We start from the raw sequence: 11,529 nt of genomic DNA, 5'->3' as shown, positions 1-11,529 counted from the left end.
GTGTGCTGCCGCTTTTGATGCCACTTGTTATCCTTCGCCCAACACCGGAACGTGTTGCCGTTCCAGCATGTCGATCAGGGTGATCAGTGGCAATCCGATCAGCGTGTTCGGATCGCGTCCTTCGAGCCGGTCAAACAACGCAATCCCCAAACCTTCACTTTTAAAGCTACCTGCGCAGTTCAGTGGCATTTCTTTGTCTACATAAGCTTCAATTTGCTGTTGAGTCAGTGAACGGAAATGAACATGAAACGGTTCCACTGCGACTTCGGTGTTCCCACTATGCGTGTTGTGTAATGCCAGCCCGGTATAGAAAGTGATCGTCTTGCCACTCTGGCGGGTCAATTGAGCGATCGCCTTCTCGCGGGTATGAGGTTTGCCGACGATCTGACCGTCAATCACACACACCTGATCTGAGCCGATCACTAAACTGGGGCGCGATAGGCGGCAAGAACGAGCTTTGGCTTCGGCAAGACGAGCCACCAGTGCCTGAGGTGCTTCATTTACTAATGGTGTTTCATCGCAATCGGGTGACGCGGTGATGAAAGGCAAATCCAGCTTAGTCAGAATTTGCTGACGATAAGGGGAGGTCGAGGCTAAAACAAGTTGGTATTTCGGCATTTTACTTTACAATTCCGACAGGGTTTGATGCTTGATTGATAAAGAATACTTGTGTTGAATCCAGTTCTCTATTGAAAGGCAAAAAAAGTACAACTTTTTCCCCTTTTTCTTTGACTAAACACGTTTTGGAAGATAATATTCGCGCCCTATGCAAAAGGTAAAAATACCGCGAACGGTTGATCCGGCGAAAGCGGCTCAGAAAAGATTGGACTACAATGGCATCATTCAGGCTAGTCTTTTCAAGCGCTTAGAGGAATCGGTCGAAGGCGTTAAACGCGACGCTCAAGTGTCATTGTCATTCGGGTTGGATGAACAGCGACTCGTTGTTATCTCTGGTAAAGCTAACATCGAAGTCGATTTAGAGTGTCAACGCTGTAACGAGGTTTTCGCACATGAGTGCGAAGTTCAATTCACTTATACGCCTTACTATAGTGCGAAAAGTGAAGAGGATGCACCGGAAGAGTACGATTTGGTAGATCTGAACGAGTACGGTGAAGTCGACCTTATACAGTTAGTTGAAGACGAGTTCATTCTAAGTTTACCCCAGGTTGCAATGCACGAAGAAGCGGACTGTAGCGTTGATTCAGACAACTTGGTGTTTGGTGAACTTCCAGAAGAAGTTGTGGAAGAAAAGCCGAATCCATTCGATGTTTTAAAAAACTTAAAGAAGTAACGCTTTAAGAAATTAACATAGGAGTAGGGTCCATGGCCGTACAAAAAAACCGTAAGACACGTTCTAAGCGTGGCATGCGTCGTTCACACGATGCGCTAACTACAGCTGCACTATCTGTAGACGCGACTTCAGGTGAAACTCACCTACGTCACAACGTGACTGCTGAAGGTTACTACCGTGGCAAAAAGGTTATCAACAAGTAAGGTTGACCTTTGCAAAATATAACCGTTGCACTTGATGCAATGGGCGGGGATTTCGGTCCCCGCGTCACAGTGCCTGCCGCCGTGCAGGCACTGTCGCATTTCCCAGAGCTAAAAGTGATCCTCACAGGTGATCGAAACTCGATCACATCTCAATTATCTCACCTAGGTTACGACGGCGATGCTCGAATCAGCATTGTGCACAGTGACCGAGTGATTGCGAATTCAGATAAACCTTCTTTAGCGTTACGTAACAGTCACGGTACCTCGATGGGCTCGGCGATCGATCTGGTGGCTGACGGGCAGGCAACGGCCTGCGTCAGTGCCGGCAATACCGGTGCGTTGATGGCGTTATCCCGTTTTCGTCTCAAGCTCCTGCCGGGGATTGAACGACCAGCGCTGGTGTCAGCATTGCCGACGGCCGCGGGCAACAAAACCTGGATGCTCGATCTTGGCGCCAATGTGTCCAGTGACGCGGATTCGTTGTTTCAGTTTGCGGTGATGGGTAGTGCTCTGGCAGAGCAATACCTCCAGCGTCCTCCCCGGGTAGCGATTCTTAATATTGGTGCCGAAGAAATCAAAGGCAACGACTTGGTTAAGCGCTGCTCCGAAATGCTGTCGCAAACGCAGTCGGTCAATTTTATTGGCTATATTGAAGGTAACCAACTGCTTAGCGATGTTGCGGATGTGATCGTATGTGACGGTTTTATCGGCAATATCTGCCTGAAAACGTGTGAAGGCACTGCTCAGCTTTTTATAGAAAAGTTAAAAGCCAGCATGATGGCCTCTTCTATAAAGGGCTGGATCGCAAGAAAATTGTTTTCCGGGCTATTTACTGAACTAAAAACATTGAACCCCGACCAGTATAACGGCGCAAGTTTGCTAGGATTGCGCGGCATTGTCATTAAAAGTCACGGAAGTGCTGATGTATCCGCTGTCGTCAACGCAATTGGCGAAGCAGTACACGAGGTCAAACGACAAGTACCCAGCCGTATTAGCGATCGTTTGGAAGCGGTTTTACTCGAGAGGCATTATTAGTCTTCATGTATAGCAAAATTTTAGGTACTGGCAGCTACCTGCCATCTCAGGTGCGTACCAACGCTGATCTAGAGAAAATGGTAGATACTAGCGATGAGTGGATCGTCACACGTACTGGTATCAAAGAGCGCAGAATCGCAGCCGAAAACGAAACGGTCGCAGACATGGCTTACTACGCAGCCGAAAATGCGATTGATATGGCCGGTATCGATAAAGAGGCAATTGACCTGATTATCGTTGCCACCACCAGTGGCAGCCATACGTTCCCATCGTCAGCGTGTCAGGTTCAGGCCAAACTGGGCATCAAAGGCTGCCCGGCATTTGATCTGGCCGCAGCGTGTTCTGGTTTTATCTATGCTCTGTCAGTGGCGGATCAGCACATCAAATCGGGTATGTGCAAGAATGTTTTGGTGATTGGTTCCGATGCGCTATCAAAAACCTGTGATCCTACCGATCGTTCAACTATCATTCTGTTTGGTGATGGTGCCGGAGCGGTTGTCGTGGGCGCGAGCGAAGAACCGGGAATTTTGTCGACGCACGTGTATGCTGATGGCCGATTCGGTGAATTGCTGAGTCTGGAAGTGCCAGAGCGTGGTCAAGATGCCGACAAGTGGCTGCACATGGCCGGCAACGAAGTCTTTAAAGTGGCGGTCACTCAGTTATCAAAATTGGTGAAAGACACTCTGGATGCCAATGGGATGCACAAAACCGAACTTGACTGGTTGGTGCCCCATCAAGCGAACTACCGCATTATTTCCGCCACCGCGAAGAAGTTGGCTATGTCGATGGACCAGGTGGTGGTCACTTTGGACCGCCACGGTAATACGTCTGCAGCGACCGTACCAACGGCACTGGACGAAGCTGTCCGGGACGGCCGGATTCAGCGTGGTCAGACTCTGCTGCTGGAAGCGTTCGGCGGTGGTTTTACCTGGGGTTCTGCACTGGTTAAGTTCTAACCCCTTAAAAGAATTCAAAAATTTAAGATGCACATCGGTGCATCTTATTCTTTCTTACTTTGCTTTAAGGACAATAACATGAGCAAGTTTGCTATCGTATTTCCGGGCCAGGGCTCACAAGCTGTCGGTATGCTTGCCGAGCTAGGCGAACAATATGACGTAGTAAAACAAACATTTGCAGAAGCATCTGAAGCACTGGGTTACGACCTCTGGGCGCTTGTTCAAAATGGACCTGCAGAAGATCTCAACCAGACTTTCCGCACTCAGCCGGCCTTGCTTGCTTCATCGGTGGCGATTTGGCGTGTATGGCAAGAGCTTGAACTTGGCCAACCGGCCAACCTGGCTGGTCATAGCCTGGGTGAGTACTCTGCGTTGGTATGTGCTGGTGTGATTGACTTTAAACAAGCCATCAAACTGGTTGAACTGCGTGGTCAACTGATGCAAGAAGCCGTGCCAGCTGGTACCGGGGCAATGTATGCCATCATCGGCCTGGACGATGAAACCATCGCAAAAGCGTGTGAGGAAGCGGCACAAGGTGAAGTAGTTTCACCAGTGAACTTCAACTCGCCAGGTCAGGTTGTGATCGCGGGCAGCAAAGATGCAGTTGAACGTGCCGGCGTACTGTGCAAAGAAGCGGGCGCCAAACGCGCGCTGCCTCTGCCGGTTTCAGTGCCTTCTCACTGTGCATTGATGAAGCCCGCAGCCGAGAAATTGGCGGTGGCTTTGGAAGCGATCGAATTTAACGCCCCTCAATTGCCAGTGATTAACAACGTTGACGTTGTTGCCGAAACGGATCCGGCGAAAATCAAAGATGCGCTGGTGCGCCAGTTATACAGCCCAGTCCGCTGGACAGAGAGTGTGCAGCTGATGAGTGAACAGGGCGTAGAGAAATTACTTGAAGTTGGTCCGGGCAAAGTACTGACTGGTCTGACGAAACGTATCGTGAAGACACTCAGCGGCGCGGCAGTGAATGATATTGCCTCATTAGAAGCCGCTAAGTAATTTACAGATCATAGGAAAAACGAACATGATGAATCTAGAAGGCAAAATTGCTCTGGTGACTGGCGCAAGCCGTGGTATCGGTCGTGCTATTGCAGAATTGCTGGTTGAGCGCGGTGCGACCGTTATCGGTACAGCAACGTCTGACAATGGTGCGGCTGCGATCAGTGAATACCTGGGGGCAAACGGCAAAGGTTTTGCTCTGAACGTGACTGATGTTGAATCGATTGAATCGGTACTGAAAAGCATCAATGATGAGTTTGGTGGCATCGACATTCTGATCAACAATGCCGGTATCACACGTGATAACTTGCTAATGCGGATGAAAGATGATGAATGGACCGACATCATGGACACGAACCTGACGTCTATTTTCCGTCTGTCTAAAGCCGTCCTGCGCGGTATGATGAAAAAACGCAATGGCCGCATCATCAACGTGGGCTCAGTCGTGGGCACCATGGGTAACGCTGGTCAAACAAACTACGCAGCAGCAAAAGCGGGCGTAATTGGCTTTACGAAGTCAATGGCACGTGAAGTTGCATCGCGTGGTGTGACAGTGAACACAGTTGCACCAGGTTTCATAGAAACTGACATGACAAAAGCGCTGAATGACGAGCAACGTGCTGCTACACTAGCACAAGTACCAGCAGGTCGTTTGGGTGACCCGCGTGAGATTGCTTCAGCAGTGGCATTCCTTGCCTCTCCAGAAGCGGCTTACATTACGGGCGAAACCCTGCACGTTAACGGCGGTATGTACATGGTTTAATCCTCGAACTCGCAACTTTTGGCTGGTTAAATGGTCAAAAAACTGTAAAGTTCGATATAGGCATGCGCAAGATTTGTGCATGATTTAAGTCAAAAATGTACTGAATTTCGGTTAAATTCGCTAAATTTGTGGTTTGACCAGCAAGGACCCCCTTGCAACTTTCAATAGTTCGAATAAACTACGGAATCATCGCATTAGGCGACATCTGTAAAGGAAAAGAAAAATGAGCAACATCGAAGAACGCGTAAAGAAAATCATTGTTGAACAGCTGGGCGTAGACGAAGCAGAAGTTAAAAACGAAGCTTCTTTCGTTGACGATCTGGGTGCAGATTCTCTAGACACCGTAGAGCTGGTTATGGCTCTGGAAGAGGAATTCGACACTGAAATTCCTGACGAAGAAGCTGAGAAGATCACTACTGTTCAAGCTGCTATCGACTACGTAACTAGCAACGCTCAGTAATCTCTCTCCCAGGCGGCCCTCTGGCCGCCTGTGTTTTTTAATCACTTCTATACCTCTCATAGAACCATTTTCATTTCCGGAGAAGAATATCGTGTCCAAGCGTCGTGTTGTTGTCACAGGCATGGGTATGTTGTCACCGGTAGGCAACACTGTAGAATCATCTTGGAAAGCCCTGCTGGCAGGTCAGAGTGGCATCGTAAATATCGACCACTTTGATGCAACCAATTTCTCAACTCGTTTCGCAGGTCTGGTTAAAGACTTTAACTGCGAAGAGTACATGTCCAAAAAAGATGCCCGTAAAATGGATCTGTTTATCCAGTATGGCATCGCCGCTGGTATACAGGCTCTTGACGATTCAGGTTTACAAGTTACCGAAGAAAACGCAGCTCGCGTAGGTGTTGCGATTGGTTCTGGTATCGGTGGACTGGACCTGATCGAAACCGGTCACTCTGCATTGGTAGAAAAAGGCCCACGTAAAGTTAGCCCATTCTTTGTTCCTTCGACCATCGTAAACATGGTGGCGGGTAACCTTTCTATCATGCGTGGTCTGCGCGGTCCGAACATCGCGATCTCAACTGCCTGTACGACTGGTCTACATAACATTGGTCATGCGGCACGCATGATTGCTTACGGTGATGCCGATGCCATGGTCGCTGGTGGCGCAGAAAAAGCGTCAACTCCGCTGGGTATGGCAGGTTTTGGTGCTGCGAAAGCGCTGTCGACCCGTAATGATGAGCCGCAAAAAGCGTCTCGTCCTTGGGATAAAGACCGTGATGGTTTTGTTCTGGGTGACGGCGCAGGCATGATGGTACTGGAAGAGTACGAACATGCCAAAGCGCGCGGTGCAAAAATCTACGCTGAACTGGTTGGTTTTGGTATGTCAGGTGATGCTTACCACATGACATCGCCAAGCGAAGACGGTTCGGGTGGTGCACTGGCTATGGAAGCAGCGATGCGTGATGCGGGTGTGAACGGTGAGCAGATCGGTTATGTGAACGCTCACGGTACGTCTACTCCAGCAGGCGATGTGGCTGAAATCAAAGGCATTAAGCGTGCACTGGGTGAAGCCGGTTCAAAACAGGTTAAAGTGTCTTCAACCAAGTCTATGACGGGCCACTTGCTGGGTGCTGCAGGATCTGTTGAAGCGATCATCACGGTATTGTCGCTGGTTGAGCAAATCGTTCCTCCGACCATCAACCTGGACAATCCAGAAGACGGTCTGGACATCGATTTAGTACCACACACCGCGAAAGAAGTGCAAATGGAGTACGCGATCTGTAACTCATTTGGCTTTGGTGGTACCAACGGTTCTTTGATCTTTAAAAAGATTTAACAGAATCGTACCGCACACTTGTGTTAAAACGGCTTGATGCTTAGCATTAAGCCGTTTGTTTTTATGGGGTACCAAAATGTTCTGGGTAAACGGAAGACCGAGTAACGTCATTGCTATCACCGACCGTTCTTTTCAGTACGGTGACGGTTGTTTCACCACCATGCTGACCGTGGGGGGGGAAATCCAACATTGGTCACTGCACATTGAGCGTATGGAAGCTTGCCTCAACTTGCTGGATATTCCGCTGCCGGACTGGGAGCAGGTGCACCTTTGGTTGCAAGAAGCCGCATTGAACGATGAACGGGCTGGACTGAAGCTGCATGTGACTCGGGGAAGTGGCGGACGTGGGTATAGCCCGGCAGGCATGACATCACCCAATGTGACCATTAGCCATTTCTCTTACCCCTTACACTATGCGGCATTTACCGATACCGGCGTGCAGCTTGGGGTGTGTGACCGCCGCTTGGGGGTCAACCCAATGCTGGCCGGGCACAAGCACAACAACCGGCTTGAGCAGATACTGTTGAAAGCAGAAATGGATCAGGCCGGCTACCAGGACGGCGTCGCGCTGGACATCAACGGCCATGTTGTGGAAACCACCATGGCGAATCTGTTTTGGGTGAAGGGGAACACTCTTTATACTCCCTCGTTAGACTTTGCGGGAGTGTCTGGGGTTGTTCGTCGTTTGGTGATTGAGAAGACGCCGTCGTTGCAGCTAAACGTGGTGATGGGAGAGTTTGACCTAGAGCACCTTGAACAGGCACAGGAAGTGTTTATGACCAACTCGATCCTCGGCGTCGCGCCCGTCACGCAGATCGGGCATCATTATTATTCCATCGGCGCGATTACACGACGTTTTCAGGAGAGTCTTAACTCGTGCTAAAGAAGATCACTGTATTGCTGGCGATATTGGCTGTTCTGGCCGCCGGTACTGTATTTTTTGTGTTTAAACAAGTGGACCAGTTTCTCAACCAGCCACTGAATATCGAATCCAATCAATTGATCACGGTTCATTCCGGCAGCCGTTTGGATACGGTATTGGCCAGCATGAGCAACAAAGGCTGGATAAAAAGTCATCCAGTCTCTCGTCTGGTACGGCATCTTCAGCCGGAGTTGACGCACGTGAAAGCCGGTACCTTCGAACTGCAAACCGGTGATACGTTAAAACAGGCGTTGGAGGCGCTGATCAACGGCCGGGAATATCAGTTTTCGATTACTTTTGTCGAAGGCAGTCGTTTTTCAGAGTGGCGCAGTGCGCTGGCCAGTGCACCTCAGCTTAATCATCAGACTGGCGAACTGAGTGAAGCCCAGATTGCTGAAAAGCTGGGTATCGAGCAAAGTAGGCTGGAAGGTTTATTCCTGGCGGAAACTTATCACTATACCGCGGGTACCAGTGATCTGGACATTTTGCGCCGCGCGCACGTCAAACTGGAAAAAGTCTTGGATAGCGCCTGGAAAGCACGTCAGGACAAATTGCCTCTGAACTCGCCTTATGAAGCATTGATTCTGGCGTCAATTATTGAGAAAGAGACGGCGGTTGCCTCTGAACGAGAGCGGGTGGCCGCTGTATTTGTGAATCGCCTCAATAAGCGGATGCGTCTGCAAACGGATCCCACCGTTATCTACGGAATGGGTGAGAAGTATGACGGCAATATTCGTAAAAAAGATCTCCGCACGCCAACACCTTACAATACCTATGTGATCTTCGGATTGCCGCCGACACCGATTGCAATGCCGGGGAAAGCATCGATTCAGGCGGCACTTAATCCGGAAGACAGTCACTATCTCTATTTTGTGGCCAGCGGGAACGGTGGGCATGTATTTTCCAAAACTCTCAACGAGCACAACCGTGCTGTTCGGGCGTATTTGAAGCAATTAAGAAGTAAATAATGACAGAGCCAAAATTTATCGTTATTGAAGGGTTGGAAGGTGCCGGAAAAAGCACCGCCATCCAGTCAGTTATCGACACCTTGCATCAGGCAGGTATCGCGCAGATCACTCAAACTCGCGAACCGGGTGGTACACGTCTGGCCGAGAAAATGCGAGCGCTGATCAAAGAAGAGCATCAAGGTGAAGTCTTACAGGACATGACCGAGTTGCTGTTGCTGTATGCGGCTCGTGTTCAACTGGTCGAAAATGTGATTAAACCCGCACTAGACGCAGGTCAGTGGGTAGTTGGCGATCGTCACGACATGTCTTCCCAGGCGTATCAGGGCGGTGGACGTCAGATTTCACCAGAGTTGATGCTGTCATTGAAGCAGACCACATTGGGGGACTTCAAACCGGATTTTACTTTGTATCTCGATTTGGACCCGCGAGTGGGGTTAGAGCGGGCGCGTGGTCGCGGAGAGCTTGACCGGATAGAGAAAATGGACATCGGCTTTTTTGATCGCACACGCGCACGCTACCTGGAACTGGCCCGGGCAGATGACAGTGTGGTCATTATTAATGCTGAACAAAGTATTGAGCAGGTGGCGGAGGATATCCGTCAAGCCTTGCTGAAATGGTTGGGTGAACAGTAATGAGCGAAATGCGTTACCCTTGGCTCGAGCCGATGTGGCAAACGTGGAAAGCCAACCTGACATCAGGCCGGCTGAGTAACGCGGGGCTGTTGGTGGCTCCGCCTGGGCTGGGTGCTGAGGCGCTGACAGAGCACTTTAGCAAAGCGCTGATGTGTTCCAATTTTGAGGCGGAGCCGTGCGGGTTTTGCCACAGTTGCCAGTTGATGGCGTCTGAAAGCCATCCGGATTATCACCGGATCCAGCCTGAGCAGCCCGGTAAAAATATCACCGTGGATCAGATCCGTCAGTGCAATCGCTTTGCTCAGGAATCATCTCAGTTGTCCGGCTACCGTTTGATTGTGGTAGAACCGGCTGACGCGATGAACGAAGCAGCGGCCAATGCGTTACTTAAAACACTGGAATCCCCAGCAAGACAATGTGTGTTTCTACTGGTTGCCGCGAAGTCGAACCGTTTGTTACCGACGATTGTCAGCCGCTGCCAACAGTGGCACCTTACTGCACCCTCTGCGGAGCAGGTCAGTGATTGGTTAAAACACAACCTGAATCAGCCGGTACCGGAATACGTGGCGTATATCAATGATAACGCGCCTTTGGCTACTCAGGCATTTGTCGAACAGGGCTGGGTTGAGGCCTACCAGGAGGTTGAGCGGCATTTTTGTCAGGCACTTGGTACTCCGGGATTCGATGTGTTTGCCTTGGCTAAGTTGCTAGCAGAGGCGCCGTTGATTCGTTTGCGCTGGGTGTGGTTTTTACTTGTAGATGCCCAAAAGCGTCACTTTGGCCTGACGGAGTCGCATGCGACGCCAGGCAGTGAGGTGCTGGCACAGCAGGTCGGTTATAATGTGTTGTATCAGCATACGCAATCGCTGAGTCAGTTGCTGGAACAACTGGACACGCACTCGGGCCTGAATGCTGAGCTGTTGATTATGAATTGGTTAATTAAATTGAATGAGGACGCATGTTCGTAGATTCGCATTGTCATCTCGACAAACTGGATTACCAGGAACTGCATAACAATGTCGCTGATGTGCTGGCGAAAGCACAGCAAGCTAATGTAAAAGAGTTTCTTTCGGTGGGGGTGACTTTGGACTCCTTCCCGGCCATGCTCAAGATGATAGAAACGTATGACTATGTTCACGCTTCTTGTGGTGTCCATCCATTGGATGTCGAAAGTCAGTTTTCGCTTGAACGGTTACAGGAGTACGCGCGTCATCCTAAAGTGGTGGCGATTGGGGAAACCGGGCTGGATTACCATTATCAGCCAGAGACTGCCGAGTTACAGAAAATCCGGTTTCAACAGCAGGTTGATCTGGCCGTTGAACTGAATAAACCTTTGATTATTCATACCCGCAATGCGCGTGAAGATACATTGCGTATTTTGCGTGAGGGCGGCGCTGAGCGTTGTGGTGGCGTGATTCACTGTTTTACTGAAGACTTGGCGTTTGCGCAGGCTGCGATAGAACTGGGGTTCTATATCTCTATTTCCGGTATCGTAACGTTCCGTCAGGCGACAGAGCTGAAAGAGGTGGTCAAACAATTGCCTCTGGAACGTTTACTGATTGAAACGGATTCGCCGTATCTTGCTCCCGTACCACATCGGGGCAAGCAGAACCAGCCCGCTTATGTTGTGGAAGTTGCTGCATATATTGCCCAATTAAAAGGCGTATCATTGAACGAAGTCGGTGAAAAAACCACCCAGAACTTTAAAAACCTTTTTTTGCGATAGAAAAAAATAAAGTGATAAAAAAGGCGCTTCGGCGTCTTTTTTTGTAGTTGGGCTCACTGAATTGGTTAACTTTTGGCTTGTTTACTAAAAATGTTGAAGCTGAGAGGTGAGATAGCTCAAAATGTAATTTTGTTACATAAAATAACAATGCGATCGATTTTATTTACCCACTAAAATTAATAGTCTTGTTAATAAAGTTCTTATTAATCATCAATTTATATTGTCTGAAAACCATTAC

14 protein-coding genes are annotated in these 11,529 nt (G+C 49.4%); 13 read left to right on the top strand and 1 reads right to left on the bottom strand.

Features of this window, described 5'->3' with window-relative positions:
* Positions 1 to 27: 27 nt before the first annotated feature.
* Complete coding sequence (locus CAG64_RS05115; protein ID WP_161448428.1) at positions 28 to 618, bottom strand: Maf family protein; 591 nt, start codon at positions 616 to 618, stop codon at positions 28 to 30.
* A 148-nt stretch (positions 619 to 766) separates the two neighbouring features.
* Here CAG64_RS05115 and yceD point away from each other — a divergent pair, with 148 nt between their 5' ends.
* The 13 genes from yceD (at position 767) to CAG64_RS05050 (ending at position 11,291) form a co-directional block, all read left to right on the top strand.
* Positions 767 to 1,291: a 23S rRNA accumulation protein YceD gene (yceD, locus tag CAG64_RS05110; protein ID WP_021704295.1), complete on the top strand. Its 525-nt coding sequence runs from the start codon at positions 767 to 769 to the stop codon at positions 1,289 to 1,291.
* A gap of 32 nt (positions 1,292 to 1,323) precedes the next feature.
* The gene (gene rpmF / locus CAG64_RS05105) at positions 1,324 to 1,494 is read left to right on the top strand and encodes a 50S ribosomal protein L32 (RefSeq protein ID WP_014232495.1); all 171 of its coding nucleotides are present in this window, start codon (positions 1,324 to 1,326) and stop codon (positions 1,492 to 1,494) included.
* Positions 1,495 to 1,503: 9 nt separating this feature from the next.
* Positions 1,504 to 2,529 (top strand): phosphate acyltransferase PlsX, encoded by a 1,026-nt coding sequence (gene plsX, locus CAG64_RS05100; RefSeq protein ID WP_161448426.1) that lies wholly within the window; start codon positions 1,504 to 1,506, stop codon positions 2,527 to 2,529.
* A 5-nt stretch (positions 2,530 to 2,534) separates the two neighbouring features.
* On the top strand, positions 2,535 to 3,485 hold the full coding sequence (locus tag CAG64_RS05095) for a beta-ketoacyl-ACP synthase III (RefSeq protein ID WP_021704293.1): 951 nt from the start codon (positions 2,535 to 2,537) through the stop codon (positions 3,483 to 3,485).
* A gap of 78 nt (positions 3,486 to 3,563) precedes the next feature.
* Complete coding sequence (fabD, locus tag CAG64_RS05090) at positions 3,564 to 4,487, top strand: ACP S-malonyltransferase (RefSeq protein ID WP_161448424.1); 924 nt, start codon at positions 3,564 to 3,566, stop codon at positions 4,485 to 4,487.
* A gap of 28 nt (positions 4,488 to 4,515) precedes the next feature.
* Complete coding sequence (gene fabG / locus CAG64_RS05085) at positions 4,516 to 5,250, top strand: 3-oxoacyl-ACP reductase FabG (RefSeq protein ID WP_040902298.1); 735 nt, start codon at positions 4,516 to 4,518, stop codon at positions 5,248 to 5,250.
* Between the two features lie 223 nt (positions 5,251 to 5,473).
* On the top strand, positions 5,474 to 5,710 hold the full coding sequence (acpP, locus tag CAG64_RS05080; protein ID WP_021704290.1) for an acyl carrier protein: 237 nt from the start codon (positions 5,474 to 5,476) through the stop codon (positions 5,708 to 5,710).
* A gap of 91 nt (positions 5,711 to 5,801) precedes the next feature.
* Positions 5,802 to 7,043: a beta-ketoacyl-ACP synthase II gene (gene fabF, locus CAG64_RS05075; RefSeq protein ID WP_021704289.1), complete on the top strand. Its 1,242-nt coding sequence runs from the start codon at positions 5,802 to 5,804 to the stop codon at positions 7,041 to 7,043.
* Positions 7,044 to 7,119: 76 nt separating this feature from the next.
* Positions 7,120 to 7,926 (top strand): aminodeoxychorismate lyase, encoded by an 807-nt coding sequence (pabC, locus tag CAG64_RS05070; RefSeq protein WP_161448422.1) that lies wholly within the window; start codon positions 7,120 to 7,122, stop codon positions 7,924 to 7,926.
* Positions 7,920 to 8,933, top strand: coding sequence for an endolytic transglycosylase MltG (gene mltG / locus CAG64_RS05065; protein ID WP_161448420.1), 1,014 nt, complete (start codon positions 7,920 to 7,922; stop codon positions 8,931 to 8,933). Before pabC ends, mltG begins: the two co-directional genes overlap by 7 nt.
* Positions 8,933 to 9,565, top strand: coding sequence for a dTMP kinase (gene tmk, locus CAG64_RS05060; RefSeq protein ID WP_161448418.1), 633 nt, complete (start codon positions 8,933 to 8,935; stop codon positions 9,563 to 9,565). Before mltG ends, tmk begins: the two co-directional genes overlap by 1 nt.
* Positions 9,565 to 10,533: a DNA polymerase III subunit delta' gene (gene holB / locus CAG64_RS05055; RefSeq protein WP_161448416.1), complete on the top strand. Its 969-nt coding sequence runs from the start codon at positions 9,565 to 9,567 to the stop codon at positions 10,531 to 10,533. Before tmk ends, holB begins: the two co-directional genes overlap by 1 nt.
* Positions 10,524 to 11,291, top strand: coding sequence for a TatD family hydrolase (locus CAG64_RS05050; protein ID WP_161457198.1), 768 nt, complete (start codon positions 10,524 to 10,526; stop codon positions 11,289 to 11,291). Before holB ends, CAG64_RS05050 begins: the two co-directional genes overlap by 10 nt.
* The last annotated feature ends 238 nt before the right edge of the window (positions 11,292 to 11,529 follow it).

The organism is Vibrio sp. V38_P2S17PM301, assembly GCF_009904845.1.
In the GTDB taxonomy this organism is placed as follows: Bacteria; Pseudomonadota; Gammaproteobacteria; order Enterobacterales; family Vibrionaceae; genus Vibrio; species Vibrio proteolyticus.
The sequence above is the reverse complement of the archived record's forward strand: the minus strand, read 5'-3'. Positions and strand labels throughout refer to the sequence as shown.

Excerpts from the sequence above, each read along its gene's own strand:
- rpmF (WP_014232495.1), top strand. The coding sequence starts at position 1,324 with ATGGCCGTACAAAAAAACCGTAAGACACGTTCTAAGCGTGGCATGCGT.
- CAG64_RS05115 (WP_161448428.1), bottom strand. The coding sequence starts at position 618 with ATGCCGAAATACCAACTTGTTTTAGCCTCGACCTCCCCTTATCGTCAG.
- CAG64_RS05050 (WP_161457198.1), top strand. The coding sequence starts at position 10,524 with ATGTTCGTAGATTCGCATTGTCATCTCGACAAACTGGATTACCAGGAA.
- tmk (WP_161448418.1), top strand. The coding sequence starts at position 8,933 with ATGACAGAGCCAAAATTTATCGTTATTGAAGGGTTGGAAGGTGCCGGA.
- CAG64_RS05095 (WP_021704293.1), top strand. The coding sequence starts at position 2,535 with ATGTATAGCAAAATTTTAGGTACTGGCAGCTACCTGCCATCTCAGGTG.
- fabG (WP_040902298.1), top strand. The coding sequence starts at position 4,516 with ATGAATCTAGAAGGCAAAATTGCTCTGGTGACTGGCGCAAGCCGTGGT.
- pabC (WP_161448422.1), top strand. The coding sequence starts at position 7,120 with ATGTTCTGGGTAAACGGAAGACCGAGTAACGTCATTGCTATCACCGAC.
- yceD (WP_021704295.1), top strand. The coding sequence starts at position 767 with ATGCAAAAGGTAAAAATACCGCGAACGGTTGATCCGGCGAAAGCGGCT.
- fabD (WP_161448424.1), top strand. The coding sequence starts at position 3,564 with ATGAGCAAGTTTGCTATCGTATTTCCGGGCCAGGGCTCACAAGCTGTC.
- holB (WP_161448416.1), top strand. The coding sequence starts at position 9,565 with ATGAGCGAAATGCGTTACCCTTGGCTCGAGCCGATGTGGCAAACGTGG.
- acpP (WP_021704290.1), top strand. The coding sequence starts at position 5,474 with ATGAGCAACATCGAAGAACGCGTAAAGAAAATCATTGTTGAACAGCTG.